Annotated in this window: 14 protein-coding genes, 2 tRNA genes and 2 pseudogenes; 14 read left to right on the top strand and 4 right to left on the bottom strand. The window is 62.4% G+C overall.

Annotated elements, in window-relative coordinates:
• Positions 1 to 491: 491 nt before the first annotated feature.
• A pseudogene (locus tag KDD17_RS04775) lies at positions 492 to 1198 on the bottom strand (IS3 family transposase); the annotation flags it as partial.
• 232 nt (positions 1199 to 1430) lie between these two features.
• On the opposite strand from KDD17_RS04775, the gene KDD17_RS04765 reads away from it, so the two are divergent.
• Positions 1431 to 2000, top strand: coding sequence for an AAA family ATPase (locus KDD17_RS04765; protein WP_212705516.1), 570 nt, complete (start codon positions 1431 to 1433; stop codon positions 1998 to 2000).
• Between the two features lie 643 nt (positions 2001 to 2643).
• Positions 2644 to 3303, top strand: a complete 660-nt coding sequence (locus tag KDD17_RS04760; RefSeq protein ID WP_212705515.1) for a recombinase family protein — start codon at positions 2644 to 2646, stop codon at positions 3301 to 3303.
• Between the two features lie 91 nt (positions 3304 to 3394).
• On the opposite strand, the gene KDD17_RS04755 is transcribed toward KDD17_RS04760, so the two are convergent.
• Positions 3395 to 3484: transfer RNA gene (locus tag KDD17_RS04755), tRNA-Ser, on the bottom strand.
• Positions 3485 to 3706: 222 nt separating this feature from the next.
• Here KDD17_RS04755 and KDD17_RS04750 point away from each other — a divergent pair.
• From KDD17_RS04750 to KDD17_RS04720, 7 genes and pseudogenes are all read left to right on the top strand, one after another.
• Positions 3707 to 4560 (top strand): annotated as a pseudogene (locus tag KDD17_RS04750) (SPOR domain-containing protein).
• A 21-nt stretch (positions 4561 to 4581) separates the two neighbouring features.
• Positions 4582 to 5742: a D-alanyl-D-alanine carboxypeptidase family protein gene (locus KDD17_RS04745; protein ID WP_212705514.1), complete on the top strand. Its 1161-nt coding sequence runs from the start codon at positions 4582 to 4584 to the stop codon at positions 5740 to 5742.
• A complete protein-coding gene (tmk, locus tag KDD17_RS04740) occupies positions 5739 to 6365 on the top strand; it encodes a dTMP kinase (RefSeq protein WP_212705513.1) in 627 nt (208 codons plus the stop codon). The genes KDD17_RS04745 and tmk overlap by 4 nt, the downstream gene beginning before the upstream one ends.
• Before the next feature lie 54 nt (positions 6366 to 6419).
• The gene (locus KDD17_RS04735; protein WP_212705512.1) at positions 6420 to 7532 is read left to right on the top strand and encodes a DNA polymerase III subunit delta'; all 1113 of its coding nucleotides are present in this window, start codon (positions 6420 to 6422) and stop codon (positions 7530 to 7532) included.
• Positions 7533 to 7566: 34 nt separating this feature from the next.
• A complete protein-coding gene (locus KDD17_RS04730) occupies positions 7567 to 8355 on the top strand; it encodes a TatD family hydrolase (protein WP_212706152.1) in 789 nt (262 codons plus the stop codon).
• Complete coding sequence (locus KDD17_RS04725; protein WP_212705511.1) at positions 8355 to 9155, top strand: MBL fold metallo-hydrolase; 801 nt, start codon at positions 8355 to 8357, stop codon at positions 9153 to 9155. Before KDD17_RS04730 ends, KDD17_RS04725 begins: the two co-directional genes overlap by 1 nt.
• Positions 9156 to 9214: 59 nt before the next feature.
• Positions 9215 to 10144 carry an AEC family transporter gene (locus KDD17_RS04720; protein WP_212705510.1) on the top strand — a complete coding sequence of 310 codons (930 nt, stop codon included), beginning with the start codon at positions 9215 to 9217 and terminating at the stop codon, positions 10142 to 10144.
• A 9-nt stretch (positions 10145 to 10153) separates the two neighbouring features.
• On the opposite strand, the gene KDD17_RS04715 is transcribed toward KDD17_RS04720, so the two are convergent.
• A tRNA-Leu gene (locus KDD17_RS04715) sits at positions 10154 to 10237 on the bottom strand.
• A gap of 136 nt (positions 10238 to 10373) precedes the next feature.
• Here KDD17_RS04715 and KDD17_RS04710 point away from each other — a divergent pair.
• The 5 genes from KDD17_RS04710 (at position 10374) to KDD17_RS04690 (ending at position 14910) form a co-directional block, all read left to right on the top strand.
• Positions 10374 to 10895, top strand: a complete 522-nt coding sequence (locus KDD17_RS04710) for a Hint domain-containing protein (protein ID WP_212705509.1) — start codon at positions 10374 to 10376, stop codon at positions 10893 to 10895.
• A gap of 333 nt (positions 10896 to 11228) precedes the next feature.
• Positions 11229 to 11567, top strand: a complete 339-nt coding sequence (locus tag KDD17_RS04705; protein WP_212705508.1) for a P-II family nitrogen regulator — start codon at positions 11229 to 11231, stop codon at positions 11565 to 11567.
• 45 nt (positions 11568 to 11612) lie between these two features.
• Positions 11613 to 13019 carry a type I glutamate--ammonia ligase gene (gene glnA, locus KDD17_RS04700; protein WP_212705507.1) on the top strand — a complete coding sequence of 469 codons (1407 nt, stop codon included), beginning with the start codon at positions 11613 to 11615 and terminating at the stop codon, positions 13017 to 13019.
• A gap of 391 nt (positions 13020 to 13410) precedes the next feature.
• Positions 13411 to 14214 carry a lytic murein transglycosylase gene (locus KDD17_RS04695; protein ID WP_212705506.1) on the top strand — a complete coding sequence of 268 codons (804 nt, stop codon included), beginning with the start codon at positions 13411 to 13413 and terminating at the stop codon, positions 14212 to 14214.
• A 267-nt stretch (positions 14215 to 14481) separates the two neighbouring features.
• Entirely contained in the window at positions 14482 to 14910 is a 429-nt protein-coding gene (locus tag KDD17_RS04690) for a glyoxalase superfamily protein (protein WP_212705505.1), read from the top strand.
• Between the two features lie 18 nt (positions 14911 to 14928).
• Here KDD17_RS04690 and KDD17_RS04685 read toward each other — a convergent pair whose 3' ends face one another.
• Positions 14929 to 15660: a heme-dependent oxidative N-demethylase family protein gene (locus tag KDD17_RS04685; RefSeq protein ID WP_212705504.1), complete on the bottom strand. Its 732-nt coding sequence runs from the start codon at positions 15658 to 15660 to the stop codon at positions 14929 to 14931.
• Between the last annotated feature and the right edge of the window lie 101 nt (positions 15661 to 15761).

Here is a 15761-nt window from a genome sequence, read left to right as displayed (position 1 = left end):
GTCACCAGCGCGCTCATCGTCTTATCGCCCTCCAAAGCCAAAGCCAAAGGCATGTGGCAACGCAGCTACCAGCGCAAACGGTTTGAAATTCAGTGGTGCGAACAGCAAGCAAACCAGCTGTTTCCAAGCGAATCTGCGCCCCTTCTCAGCGCAGAGGACCGCCAGATCCTATTCGATGCGTGATAGGCGACAATGACAGCCACATCACGGCTTAAGGTTGACCTTACACGCAGTCGCACGCCTATTGGGTGAAACAGGAGCGCGCAGGAATTATGTTGACACCCCAAGCCTTTATCAAATAATAGTGCACGAACGAACTCAAAGAGCGGTCCGCCTCTCAATCGCATTTCAACGACCTTTGCAAACTTCTCGACATTGACGACCCGACCACAGCGGACGGGAAAGGCGAATGGTTCACGTTTGAGAAAGGCGCATCCAAGATCAGCGATGGTGAGGCTGGCGTGCCCCCATCGGGTGGTCCGATTTGTTTATTAGTGCATCGTCGGTCTGTGGTCCATTGGAACGGTGCTTTCCGGCGCAGGTGGTCGATACGCCAACGAGCTGTGCGGCCTGACTGTGTTGTAGTGGATGCGCCATTGCTCGATCAGGATTTGGGCTTCACGTAGGCTGTAAATGAGCTCACCGTCCAGCAATTCGTTGCGGAATCTGGCATTGAAGCTCTCGCAGTAGCCGTTCTCCCAGGGTGATCCTGGTTCGATGTAGGCCGTCTTTGCTCCAACGGCGGCGATCCAGTCCCGTACTTTCAGGGCGATAAATTCCGGCCCATTATCTGACCTGATGTATGCCGGCGGGCCACGCAGGATGAACAAATCGGTCAACGCGTCCAGCACGTCCTTGGAGTTGAGCTTGCGATCGACACGGATCATCAGCGCCTCCCTGGTGTACTCGTCGATGATGTTCAGTGTTCGATAGACCCGCCCGTCAGCGGTCCGATCCTGCACGAAGTCGTAAGACCAGACGTGGTTGGGGCGTTCAGGCCGTAGGCGCACGCACGACCCGTCATTCAGCCAGAGCCGTCCTTTCTTCTTCTGCTTTTGCGGGACCTTCAGCCCTTCACGTCGCCGCTCGCCATTGGGCTTGAACCAATGGCGCCTTCAATGGCTCGCCGTTCCACGCGCTTGTGGTTCACGCTCCAGCCTGCATTGTTCAGCAAACCCGTCACCATGCGATACCCGTAGGCGCGCTCAACTTCCGACCCGACCGAGTGCGCCAAGTTCTTCTCAGCAACTTCGCGCGGCACATTGGCAACCTCGGACGCCCAATCGCGAAACGTCGATCGAGAGCCATGGACTGTGGCCCCCTCCACATCCATCCGGCGCAAAAGCATAAGCATCGACACATTGGACAACGGTTTGTGGCGCTTTTGACCTTCGAACACAAAATCCGACCTTAGCGCCTTTACCGTCCCCATGACGCCCAGCGCCTGGGTTCTCGACCAGCTTCTTCGTCAACTTACCAGAAAGGGCCATTCAAGAAGTACCACACTCCATACCACTCAAGGAACGAATACAGACACTACCCGTGAGGGCTTGGGGGCAGTGAAAGGAGCGCTAAACGCTGAGACACCCTCTCTGACACTCAGCGTAGCCGACTTTGAAGGCACAACCGCGCCTGACAGAAAATGGATCGTCGAAGATATGATACCTGATCGCCAAGTGACACTGTTCACAGGTGATGGCGGGACAGGTAAATCTTTGATCGCCATGCAGCTTGCGACAGCAGTGGCGCTGCGTGAGAAAAAGCCTCTACAGACTTGGCTAGGACGCCCCGTTATTAGTGGAAGCGCTCTATATTTCGGCGCTGAAGACGAGCAAGACGAAATGCACCGTCGCTTAGAGGGCATTGTTGCAGCTGAAAAATGCAGCTTTCATAACCTTTCACAGCTACGCATCTGCTCATTAGCGGGCGAAGATGCGCTACTCGCAGTCGAAGGCGCAACACATGGCCCCTTTCTGCGTCACCCCTCTACAACAGGATAACGAGGGAGCTTTTGAGGTTCTCCCCCAAGGTTGTTGTGTTGGACACCCTTGCAGACATGTCCCGGCAAATGAGAATGACCGCGCTAAGGTTCGGCAGTTTTTTGGGATGCTGAAATCATTGGCGATCACTTATGACTGTGCCGTAGTGTTGCTAGCTCACCCATCAAAGTCAGGCATGGAAACCGGGGGCGGCGACAGCGGGTCAACAGCGTGGAACGGTTCGGTGCGTTCGCGGCTAACCGTCATTATGGTAAGCGGCGGTTTCCAACTCTGTCGGATCACCTCTTTCGGGGCGAATTTTTAGCCACGGTGCCATTCCAAATAATCATATATCCGCTCGGGTGAAGCGAAGAATCTAACCAATGCGCAACGCGATGTTCCGGTTTGTTTACTCTTTCCGTTAAACCGTGCTTGTGCCGTTGACCGCACGGGCAAACAAAGACCCCAATCGGATGTTTGTTCGAGTAGTTGGATTCAACCTCATACGTCTGCATAATATTCTCCTGCATTCCACGCCAAGTCAGGCTAGCTTCGCAAGTGGATCGGCGCGAGAAATTGAAGACTATCGCTGTTGCAAGAGCGCGAGAATTAGTCGTATAAAAAGCTAACCAACGTAAGCAATTTATACAGAAGGCGCTTAGCCATGAAATTTGTCAGCTACCTGCGCGTTAGCACGGATCGCCAAGGCAAAAGTGGCTTAGGCTTAGATGCCCAGCGCAAAGCAGTGTTGGATCACGTCACGGGCAAGGGCGAAATCGTTTCTGAATTTGTCGAAGTCGAAAGCGGTAAGTGGAACGACCGCCCGAAACTGGCCCTAGCATTAGCTGACGCGAAAAAGCAGGGCGCTGTGCTCTTGATCGCCAAATTAGACCGTCTAGCGCGCAACGTGGCTTTCATTGCAAACCTGTTAGAAAGTGGCGTCGAAGTCGCGGCGGCTGACATGCCCGAAGCAAATCGCTTCTTGTTGCATGTTATGGCTGCTGTAGCAGAGCATGAGGCCCGTGCAATCTCTGACCGAACCAAAGCCGCCCTAAGTGCCGCTAAGGCCCGTGGCGTGGCGCTGGGCGCGTCTAACCCTACAATACGAAAGGCATTGCAGGCGGGTGAAGCTAAGTCGCTAATTACGCGCCGAAGGAACGCCGACGAACACGCGGCTACCGTGCTCCCCCTTATTAATTCCATCAAGGAGCGCGGTATCTCTTTGCGTCAGATTGCGATTGAACTGAATGAAAGAGGCGTAAAGACAGCTAGAGGTGGGCAATGGCATGCAATGACCGTTCGCAATGCACTGGAGCGCGGCTGAGTTTTGAGGCCAAATGAGTTGGCGGATAGGATGGCGGGTAGGCGCATGTCGCTTAAAATTATCACATAAAATCAAACAGATGGATAAGGTATGGCGGAGGCTCAGGGATTCGAACCCTGGGGACGCTCTCACGCCCGTCGGTTTTCAAGACCGGTGCAATCGACCACTCTGCCAAACCTCCGCAATGGCGACCGTGTACATGAGACCGGCGCGATTCGGCAATCGGGCAATCGCTGGGCGCCGGACGGGGAAAATTGCCGATCCTGTGCGGGTTCCCTTGCCCGACGGGGGCCTTGCGCGTAAAACCAATCGCAATCGCCCTGACAAAGGGCCAAAACGTGTGCCGCAACGGGTACGCAGGTCCCCTCACCGCGCGGTGGGCCCATCAGGCAAGGACACCGACATGAGCCGTCAGAGCATTCCCCTTCCCCTCCGCACCCTTGCGGCACTTGGCCTTGCGGGCGCGCTTGCGGCCTGTGACGACAGCGGTCAGTTTGCCTTTCCGTCACTCGGCGGCGCCAACGCAGGGGGCTCGGTCGCGGCGGCTCCCGACGGGCCCGTGGTAGAGCGGGACGTAGAGGCCCCCGAGGTATTCTCGGTAACCGATGACGGGCTCTGGGACGGCCGGCCCAGCCTGGGCGGTGTCTGGGTCGCGCATCCGGATGTGACCGACCCCGAGCGGGTGATCATCCGCAACCAATCCAACGGTAAATTCGTCGTCGGCGCGCTGTTCCGGCGCGAGCGGGACATTCCGGGGCCGAGCCTTCAGATCTCCTCCGACGCCGCGGTCGAGCTTGGGATCCTTGCGGGCGCGCCGACCAAGCTGAACGTCACCGCGCTGCGCAAGGTCGAGGCTCCGGCCGATGCGGCCCCCATCACAGACGACACCCCCGATGCCGCTGCCGTGCCCGAGGCCACCCCGGTCGAGACCGCCGCCCTCGATCCCGTCGCAGCCTCCGCCGGTGCCGCGATCGAGGCCGCGACGCCCACGCCGCCCCCTGCCCCCGCCCGCAGACGTCATCGTTGGACAAACCCTTCATCCAGATCGGGATTTTCAGCGTCGAGGCGAATGCCAACCGCGCGGCCAAACAGATGAGCGGTGCCGGGCTTGCCCCCACCGTCAAGCAAAGCCAGATCAACGGCAAAACCTTCTGGCGTGTGGTCGTCGGCCCCGCCACCAGTTCCGCCGAACGCGCGCGGATCCTCTCGACCATCAAATCCGAAGGTTTCACCGACGCCTACGCCGTCTCGAGCTGACCCTACCAAGGAGCCTGCCCCATGCGCCGCCTGCTATTCACTCTCTGCGCTCTCGCGCTTTCCGCGACCTCCCTCGCCGCACAGGGTTTCGAGACCCGCGCGACATCGGCCTACGTGATGGATTTCAACACTGGCACCGTGCTTCTGGCAAAGGAGGCGGATACGCCATTGCCGCCCGCCTCGATGTCCAAGCTGATGACGCTCTACATGGCTTTTGAAGCGATTGATGCGGGCATCCTCAACCTTGATCAGGAGCTGCCCGTTTCCGCGGCAGCGCAGGCTTACGGTGGATCGACGATGTTCCTGCAGGCGGGCGAGCGGGTCCGCGTCGAGGATCTGTTGCGCGGGATCATCGTGCTTTCGGGCAATGACGCCTGCGTCGTGCTGGCCGAAGCGCTTGCGGGGACGGAGGCGAAGTTCGCCCGCCGCATGACCATGCGCGCGCAACAGCTGGGCATGACAAATTCGACCTTCACCAATTCCAATGGCTGGCCCAAAGCCGGGCATCGCATGTCGATGCGCGATCTGGGATTGCTGTCGGCACGGCTGATCCGCGATTTCCCGCAGTACTACCCCATGTTCGCCGAAAAGGAGTTCCTTTTCGACGCGAAAGAGGCGCAGAACCGTTTCAACCGCAACCCGTTGCTGGGATTGGGCATCGGCGCGGACGGGCTCAAGACCGGCCATACGCAGGAGGCCGGATACGGCCTTGCGGGGTCGGCGAAACAGGGCGACCGGCGGGTGATTTTCGTGCTCTCCGGTCTCGACACCGCACAGGCCCGCGCGCAGGAGGCCGAGGCGGTGGCAAACTGGGCATTCCGCCAGTTCGCGCAGACCGAGCTGGGCGCGGCGGGGACGGTGATCGCGCAGGCCGATGTCTCCGTCGGGGCCGAAAAAACGGTCGGCATGGAGTTGGCCGAAGATCTGTCGATGCTGATCCCCACCAATCCGATCGAGCCGTTGCAGACCGAAATCGTCTACGACGGCCCCGTTCAGGCCCCCATCGCCAAGGGCGACCAGATCGGTGAGCTGATCATCCGCCCCGAGGGGCTGCCCGAAAAACGCGTGCCGCTGGTCGCGGATCGGGCCATCGCGCCCTACGGGTTTGTCGATCGCATGCTGGCCGCGGCCACCCATCTGATTGCCCGGATCAACGCAGGCCCGGCTGACACTGCTTCGTGAGCACGCGGGGGCTTTTCATCAGCTTTGAAGGCATCGACGGCTCCGGCAAATCCACGCAGGTGGGTCTGTTGGCTGACCATCTGCGCGCGCGGGGCCGCGAGGTCGTCGTCACGCGCGAGCCCGGCGGCAGTGCGGGTGCCGAAGAGATCCGCGCACTGGTCTTGCAAGGCGATCCCGACCGCTGGTCGGCCGAGACCGAGCTCTTGCTCTTTACCGCCGCGCGCCGCGATCATCTGGAACGGTTGATCCGCCCCGCGCTCGCGGCGGGAAAGATCGTGATCTGTGACCGTTTTGCCGACAGCACGCGCATGTATCAGGGGCTCAGCCGCGGGGATCTGCGCGCCACGGTCGATCAGCTGCACGATCTGATGATCGGGGTCGAGCCGGATCTGACCCTGCTCATCGACATGGACCCGGCAGCGGGGCTGGCCCGCGCCAAGGCCCGCAAGGGGATCGAGGAACGGTTCGAGGATTTCGGCACCGATCTGCAGACAGCGATGCGGGCCGGATTTCTCGCGTTGGCCCAGGAATTCGCCGACCGCTTTACCGTCATCGACGGCGCGCGCACGGTCGAGGCGGTGACGGCGGATGTCGTCGCGGCGGTCGATCGCAAGCTCACCTGAAAAACACCGCCTGCGCCCGTTCCAAATACCCGCCAAGCCCGCTAAACCACGCCTATGAGCGATGATACACCTCCCCAGCCCGAACGCCTGACCGGCGCGCCGCACCCGCGCGATACGCCCCGGCTGATCGGGCAGGACGCGGCGGAGGCTGCATTTGTCGAGGCGTTCAATACCGGGCGCCTGCACCATGCCTGGCTGCTGGCCGGCCCGCGCGGCGTCGGCAAGGCAACTCTGGCCTGGCGCATCGCGCGGTTCCTGCTGGCAACACCGCTTCCGCAGGACGCGGGCATGTTCGCGCCCGACCCCGCGCAAAGCCTCGACATCTCGCCCGACCATCCCGTGGCGCAGCGGATCGCCTCCGGTGGCGAAGGGGGGGTGCGCAACGTCACCCGCACGCCGCATCCGCAGACCAAGAAGATGCGGCAAGAGATTACCGCCGACGATATTCGCGCGCTGAATGGCTTTTTCCAGATGTCCGCGCCCGATGGTGGCACGCGGGTCGTGATCATCGACGACGCCGACCAGATGAATGCAACCGCCGCAAACGCGCTGTTGAAAATGCTCGAAGAGCCGCCCGCCCGCACGGTATTGTTGCTGATCTCGCACCAACCTTCGGGGTTGTTGCCGACAATTCGATCGCGCTGCCGCACCCTGCCCCTGCGCAGCCTCGACGCCGGCGAGGTGGCGCAGGCAATGGCGCAGGCCGAGGTGCCCGCAGGCGATCCTGACGCGCTGACCGCGCTCTCGGGCGGATCGGTTGGCGGGGCCATGCGCCTGTCGCTGCTCGATGGTGAAACGCTTTATGCCGATCTGCTCGCGCTCATCGACACGCTGCCGCAGATGGACCGGGGCCGCGCGCTGAAGCTTGCCGAGGCCGCGGGCGCGCGCGGCGCCGAGGACCGCCGCGATCTGACGTTCGTGCTCATTGAGTTGTTGCTCAGCCGCCTCGCGCGCACCGGCGCCACCGGCGCAGCACCTGAGCCGCAGGCACATCGGAGCGAGGCCGCGATTTTGCAACGCCTGTCGCACGACGCGCACCGGGCGCGCGTCTGGGCCGATCTGGCCGCGACCACCCGCGCGCGGGCGCGTCACGGCATCGCGGTCAACCTTGACCCTGCAGCGCTCGTTCTAGATACCTTCTTGAAGATTTCGCAGGCCGCGCGCTGACGCGGCAGCCCGACAGGATGCTCATGCCCCCCGGATCACCGACAGCCATTGCCACCTCGATTTCCCCGATTTTGACGGTGAACTGCCAGACGTCATCGCCCGCGCCGCCGAGGCCGGTGTGGCGCGCATGGTCACCATCTGCACCAAGCTGCGGGCAGAGCCGCAGGTGCGCGCCATCGCCGAGGCGCACGCGCCGGTGTTCTACGCCGCAGGCACCCACCCGATGAGCGTCGCGGCCGAGCCGATGGCCAGCGTTGACGATCTGATCGCCCTCACCCAACACCCCAAAATGGTCGGCATCGGCGAGACGGGATTGGATTACCACTACACATCCGAGAGCGCACAGGCGCAGCAGACATCGCTACGCACCCATATCACGGCGGCGCGCGAAACCGGGCTGCCGCTGATCATCCACAGCCGCGATGCGGACGACGACATGGCCGCGATCCTGCGCGATGAACACGCCAAGGGGGCCTACGCTTGCGTCATGCATTGTTTTTCCTCGTCGGAGGATCTGGCGCGTGCGGCGCTTGATCTGGGGTTCTACCTCAGCATGTCCGGCATCACCGCTTTCCCGAAATCCGCACCCCTGCGCGAGATTTTCGCCAACGCCCCGCTGGAGCGTATACTGGTCGAGACCGACAGCCCCTATCTCGCCCCCCCGCCCCACCGGGGCAAGCGGAACGAGCCGGCCTTCACCGCCCATACCGCTGAACGCGCGGCGGAGACATTCGGCATCGACTACCCCGCCTTTGCCGCCGCGACTGAGGCGAATTTCGACCGTCTCTTTGCCAAGGCTGCCGCCTACGCCGGGGCCGCCTGATGGCCCAGATGCGTATCACCATCCTTGGCTGCGGATCCTCGGGCGGTGTGCCGCGCCTCGGCGGCATCTGGGGCGCCTGCGATCCCGATGAGCCGCGCAACACCCGCCGCCGCTGCTCAGCCCTGGTGGAGCGGATCACGGACGCGGGCACGACGACGGTGCTGATCGATACCTCCCCCGACATGCGCGCGCAGCTTTTGGACGCGGGCGTCGGGCGGCTTGACGCGGTGCTGTATACCCACGCGCATGCCGATCACGTGCACGGGCTCGATGATCTGCGCATGATCGTGATCAACATGCGCGCGCGGGTGCCCGTCTGGGCCGACACGCCAACGCGCGACGCGCTGCTGGACCGCTTTGGCTATGTGTTCATCCAGCCCGAAGGGTCCAGCTATCCGCCCATCCTCGAGATGAACCATATGCAGGGCGATGTGACCATTGACGGGCCGGGCGGTGCGCTGACGTTCTCGCATTTTGCGGTGCCGCACGGCGGGATGGACGCGCTGGGATTTCGCGTGAACGACGTCGCGTATCTGCCTGATGTTGCAAACCTTCCTGACGACGCTTGGCCACATCTCACCGGTCTGCGCTGCTGGATCGTGGACGCGCTGCGCCGCGATCCGCACCCCACCCACAGTCACCTTGCGCAAACCCTCGACTGGATCGCCCGCGCCGCGCCGCAAGAGGCGGTGCTGACCAACATGCACACCGATCTCGATTACCGCACGCTGGTCGATGAGGTGCCGACAGGTGTGCGCCCGGCTTACGACGGGATGCAGCTGACCTTCGATCTGGGCTGAGCCTTCCCCTCCGCGCGATGCGGGTATAGGCAAGGGCCAACGGCTCAAAGGCGCGCGCGATGCAAACACTTCTCGAGGTTATCCTGCCGGTCTTTCTGGTGATCGGTTTCGGCTATGTTTCGGTCTGGCGTGGCTGGTTCCCTGTCAGCGGCGTCGACGGTGTGCTGAAATTCGCGCAAAGCTTTGCCGTGCCCTGCCTGTTGTTTCAGGCGATCGCCAATCTGGATCTGGGCGCGTCGTTCAACGCGGGCCTGTTGATCAGCTTCTACGCGGGCGCCGCGATCTGCTTTGCGCTTGGGATGATCGGGGCGCGCGTGCTTTTCGGGCGCGAGTGGGAGGATTGCGTGGCCATCGGCTTTTGCTGCCTGTTCTCCAACTCCGTCCTGCTGGGCCTGCCCATATCCGAGCGGGCCTACGGCGCGGACGCGTTGACCGGGAACTACATGATCATCGCGGTGCACTCGCCCTTCTGCTACGGCCTCGGCATCACCGTGATGGAGATCGTCAAGGGCCGCGGTCAGGGAGCGCTCGCCATGACAAGGTCGGTTGGCAACGCGATGTTCCATAACCCGCTGGTCATCGGGATCATGGCCGGGTTTGCGGTGAATTTCAGCGGGATCGCCCTGCCCGGCGTGATCGACGATGCGCTGTCGCTGATCGTGCGCGCGGCCCTGCCCGCCGCTCTGTTCGCGCTGGGAGGTGTGTTGATCCAATACCGTCCCGAAGGTGACATGAAGGCTATCGCCATGGTCTGCGCCATCGCCCTGCTGGTGCATCCGTCACTTGTCTGGCTGTTCGGCGGCGCGCTCGATGTCCCGGATGAGCTGTTCCGCGCGGGCGTGCTGACAGCGGCCATGGCACCGGGTTTCAACGCCTATATCTTTGCCAACATGTACGGCCGCGGCCGCAGGGTCGCCGCCTCATCCGTGCTGATCGCAACAGCAAGCTCGATCCTGACGGTCTGGGTCTGGCTGGGGATCTTGGGATAAACCGGGATGTGGTGCGGGTGAAGGGACTCGAACCCCCACGCCAAAGGCGCCAGAACCTAAATCTGGTGCGTCTACCAATTCCGCCACACCCGCACGTGTCAGCATCCGCCGACAGCGCGTGCCTAGCAAAGCACAGCCGCCATGGCGAGCCAAAAAAACGCGCGACATTAACATCATCTTGTCTTATTGTTGGTGATACCTGAGGCAGGTAGACAAGAAAGAGACGCCCATGAAACCGAATACGGTCGGGCGCGTTGGTGGAGAGCTTCCACAAACGGGCCGCTATGCGCCTTACGCATCCCGCGATACCGGGCTGCTGCAAGGCACCACACTTCTGACGCTCGACGGCGAGATGCCCGTCGAATTTGCAAGCGTCGGGGACAAGGTGATTACGCGTGACAGCGGGATCGCGAAAATCGAACATATTCAACGCTCTACCAGGATGGTTCACACCATCGGACTCGCCGCCGGATCGCTGGGGCATACCCGCCCCGAGCGCGATGCGCTGCTGGCGGGCGATCAGATGTGCCTGATCCGGGATTGGCGCGCACAGGCGATGTTCAGTTCAGATCGCGCGCTGGTCGCGGCCCGCACCCTCGTTGACGGAGAGTTCATCCGCGATCTGGGTGTACAGGAGCAGACGATCATCCAGATTTTCTGTGACGGGCCGCATATCCTTTATGCTGACGGGCTTGAGCTCAGCACCGCCGATGGCGCCCGCGCTCGCGGTGAGGTCCTGCACGCCGCCTGATCCCCAACGCCCAGACACTGCGGGACATCCCCGGCCGGATCCAATGTGATCGGGCCGGGGTAAAACGTTTGCGCAACGGATAGACGCGCGCAGGAGGCGACGCCATCGCGTGCCTTCACGAGGCGTAATCCACCCGCCCCTGCAGGCCGTGCATCTGCAAAAAATGGCGGTTGCATCACCCGGGTTCATTTACGATTACTTTTTGGGCGATGCGCCTATTTTGGAGGCGCACCTTCGCTTTTTCAGCGGTGAACGGCACCGTCGGGGTCCAACGCGTCTGGATTCCCCCCGCCACCGGTGAAATTACCGGGACAAAAGCGCAGGGAGGCCACCATGAAGAAAATCGAAGCCATCATCAAACCGTTCAAGCTTGATGAGGTCAAAGAGGCGCTTCAGGAGGTTGGCGTTCAGGGTCTTTCGGTGATCGAGGTCAAGGGCTTTGGTCGCCAGAAGGGCCATACGGAACTCTACCGTGGCGCCGAGTATGTCGTGGATTTCCTGCCAAAGGTCAAAGTCGAGATCGTGCTGGACGACGATCAGGTCGATGCCGCCATCGAGGCGATTGTCGGCGCGGCAAAAACGGAAAAGATCGGCGACGGCAAGATTTTTGTCTCCCCCGTCGAGCAAACCCTGCGCATCCGTACCGGTGAGACCGGCTCGGACGCGCTTTGAACCCACCCAACCCAAGATACCACTGACAACCAAAAGGAAGCCACGATGAGCAATAAAGACCTGCTTAAGATGATCAAGGACGAGGACGTCGATTACGTCGATATCCGTTTCACCGATACGCGCGGCAAACTGCAGCACGTCACGGTGATGAGCGATCAGGTCGATGAGGACTTCCTTGAGGAAGGGTTCATGTTCGACGGCTCCTCCATCGCTGGTTGGAAATCCATCGAAGCCTCCGACATGAAGCTGATGCCCGATGTCGACAGCGCCTATATCGATCCCTTCTACGCTGAGAAGACCGTCTGTCTGCACTGCTCCGTCGTGGAGCCGGACACCGGCGAATCATACGAACGCGACCCCCGCGGCACGGCGCAAAAGGCCGAAGCCTACCTGAAATCCTCCGGTATCGGCGATGTCGCCTACATGGGGCCAGAGGCCGAGTTCTTCCTGTTCGACAACGTGAAATTCTCGAACACGATCAACAAGGTATCGTATGAAGTTGATGCATCGGATGCATCCTGGAACTCCGACACCGACTACGAGATGGGCAACATGGGCCACCGTCCCGGCGTCAAGGGCGGCTATTTCCCGGTGAACCCCACGGATGAGTCCCAGGATCTGCGCTCCGAAATGCTCTCGACGATGAAACGTCTGGGCATGAAGGTCGACAAGCACCACCACGAGGTGGCCTCGTGCCAGCACGAGCTGGGCCTCATCTTTGACAGCCTGACCAAACAGGCCGACGAGCTGCAGAAATACAAATACGTGATCCACAACGTGGCCCACGCCTATGGCAAATCGGCAACCTTCATGCCAAAGCCCATCGCGGGCGACAACGGCACGGGCATGCACGTGAACATGTCGATCTGGAAAGACGGCAAGCCGCTGTTTGCGGGCGACAAATACGCGGATCTGAGCCAGGAAGCCCTGTGGTACATCGGCGGCATCCTGACCCACGCGAAAGCGCTCAACGCCTTCACCAACCCGGCGACCAACAGCTACAAGCGGCTGATCCCCGGTTTCGAGGCGCCCGTGCTGCGCGCCTACTCCGCGCGCAACCGCTCGGGCTGTGTGCGCATCCCGTGGACCGAAAGCCCAAAGGCCAAGCGTGTGGAGGCCCGCTTCCCCGATCCGGCGGCCAACCCCTACCTCGCGTTCGCGGCACTGCTGATGGCCGGCCTTGACGGCATCAAGAACAAGATCGATCCCGGCGAGGCGATGGACAAGAACCTCTACGACCTGCCCGCCGAGGAACTGGCGGACATCCCAACGGTCTGCGGCTCCTTGCGCGAAGCGCTCGACGAGCTGCAAAAGGACATGGACTTCCTGCTGGCTGGCGATGTCTTCACCAAGGACCAGATCGAAGGTTACATCGAGCTCAAGATGGAAGAGGTCGAAGCCTACGAGCACACGCCACACCCGGTGGAATTCCAGCTCTACTACAGCTGCTGAACCAAACCCTCAGCCAGATTTGCAGGCGCCCTTCCGGGGGCGCCTGTTTTCGTTTCAACGTGCCGTCGCGGCACCCGCACGCTCTTTCCCCCAAGCCGCCACATTGTCGCCGCACCCGCCCGGCTCTCTACCTATAGGAGAACAATCGCTGGAGAGAAAATGACCGATCCCTTCCCCCTTCCCCGTAGAACACGCGACCGGACCATCGTCTACGCCGCTGGCGGACCGATCCCGATACCGGCGCCCGCCAATGAAAACAGCGCCCCCGATACCGATCCCGGAGCTTGCTGCGCCGCCTGAAACCGCACGCGACGCGGGCAAAAAGGGGGGATTGCATCGTTGGCCCCTTCGGGTACTCTTTGGCCAACACATAGCCAGGGAAACCCGCACCATGCCAACGCTCAAATCTCTCACCGTCACCGCCACCCTCTGCGCGGCCCTTGCAGGGCCAGCCATCGCTGCGCAATGCGGCAACAATGCCGGCGGGTTTGGCGCATGGAAAACAGCCTTCGCCGCCGAAGCACAGCGCGCAGGCGTCAAGCAGCGCGGCCTCGACGCGTTGGCCAACGCCAGATACGCAACCGACACCATCAAGGCCGACCGCAACCAAAAAAGCTTCAAATACTCGCTCGATAAATTCATGCAGGTGCGTGGCGCTCCCGCGATCGTGAGCCAGGGCCGCAAACGCAAGGCACGCAATGCAGGCTTCTACGCAGCACTCGAGCGTCAATACGGCGTGCCCGCTGGCGTGCTGCTCGCGATTCACGGGATGGAGACCGGCTTTGGCGGATTCATGGGCAACAGCGCCGTGGTCTCTGCCATCACGACACTCGCCTACGATTGCCGCCGCTCGGGCTTTTTCACCCCGCACGCCATCGGCGCGCTGATGCTGGTGGACCGCGGCTCAATCACGGGCAACACCAAAGGCGCCAAACACGGGGAGCTTGGCCACACCCAGTTCCTGCCCGGCAACGCGCTGCGCTACGGCGTGGACGGGGACGGAAACGGGCGTGTCGATCTCTACAACCAGACCGACGCCATGGCCTCCACTGCCAATTTCCTGCGCAAAAAGGGCTGGCGCCCTGGTGCCGACTACCAGCAGGGCCAGCCCAACTTCAACGTCATCAAACAATGGAACGCCGCGACCGTCTACCAACAGGCCATCGCGATCATGGCCGCCCAAATCGACGGCTAACCCCACAGATACCGGCGCGCCCCGCCCCCGCTGGGGCGCGCCCTCCCCTGCACCCTTTCAAAAATACCTGAATGCCACGGCAGCCGCCTTGCGCTGCCGCCCGCTCTTGCGCGCCTCCACCTGCCCCCCTATGTGGGATCCAAGGGTCAGGCCCCTGCCGTCCGCAACTGGTGAAGTCCTGAAGTCAAGACGCCCTCAACCACCCCTCTTCACGTGGTCCATGGCAACGCGGACACCCGAACGACAGACGTGACAGGAGTGATTGATATGACACCCCCTCTCCCCCCGCGTGACGCGCTCAAGCGTCAGGCAAAAGCCCTGCGTGCCGATCTTGCGGCGCAGGGAACCACGATGACCCATGCGGCATCGCTCGAAACCGTGGCCCACCAATGGGGCATGCGTGACTGGAACACGCTGGCCGCAAAATCCGAGGCAACGGCGACGGTCTGGCATCCCGCGCAGCGGGTCAAGGGCACCTATCTGGGCCATCCCTTCACCGGAACGCTCAAGGCCGCACAGATGAATGCGGGCGGCTTCTGGCGTGTGACGGTGCGGTTCGATGTGCCGATCGACGTGGTCAGCTCTGACCAATTCAGCGCCCTGCGCCGTCAGGTCAACGCGACGCTGACCGCCGACGGCCGCACGGTCGAGACGATTTCGACCGGGGTGCCGCATATGGAGCTGCACCCCGCCTGACCCCACGCGCGTGGGCGGCTACGCGTCGCCCGCGCGCACCACATAAGTGTGGATCGTGAACACGCAGACATCGCTGTCGGGCATCCGCAGGATGCACTGCCGCTCGGATCGGACGTAGGGCGCGGGCGCCCCCGCCATCGCGCGCGGGGCTACCCGCGAGCGCGGCTGGAAAAGCTCCGGATCCTCGTACCACAACCGATTGAACCGCCACAGCGGTCGCCCGACCCGAACCCCGTCGAACAGCCGCTGCACCCGCCGCGCCAGCGCGTCGTCGTACTCAGCAACCGGCGCATGGATACCGACCAGGGGGCGCCCGGCCTTCTCCGCCAAACGCCAGCTTGCGGGAAAGCACAGCACCGCACCGACCAGCACATGTTCGGCGCCCTCTTTGCGCATCAGGCAGATGTCCTCCTGCACAAGACGGCCAAGGGTGCCCAGCGGGTCGCTCTGATCCGCGACCACCAGCCGCCCGTCGGGGCAGCGGATGCCGTCCGGCCCGTCCTCAAATCCCAGACCGGGCAGCAGGTGGCGCGCCTGCGCCAGCACCTCGCGCGCGGCGCCCAGCGCTGTCGGGTCGAGAAAGAGCACCTCCGCCGCCCGCGTCTCCAGCAGGTCAATCCGTCGCGCCATCTGGCCCGCGTAGGCATCATCGACGCGCAACCAGTCATCGGAAGCCGCCGGCGCCGTGCCCGGCAGCCGACTGGGCGCGCGCATCTCGGGCGGTAGGCTGTGCTGTAAAATCAGGCTCATGCCCGCGCTGATAGCCCCCAAAGCGCGCGCTGTCAGGTCAAAAGCGACAGGTTTGCAGGTCGCAAATCGCCAAACCCGCCGCGCGAATCTGCGCAAAGCTA

It is taken from the genome of Sulfitobacter albidus (assembly GCF_018200035.1).
Classification (GTDB): Bacteria; Pseudomonadota; Alphaproteobacteria; order Rhodobacterales; family Rhodobacteraceae; genus Sulfitobacter; species Sulfitobacter albidus.
The sequence above is the reverse complement of the archived record's forward strand: the minus strand, read 5'-3'. Positions and strand labels throughout refer to the sequence as shown.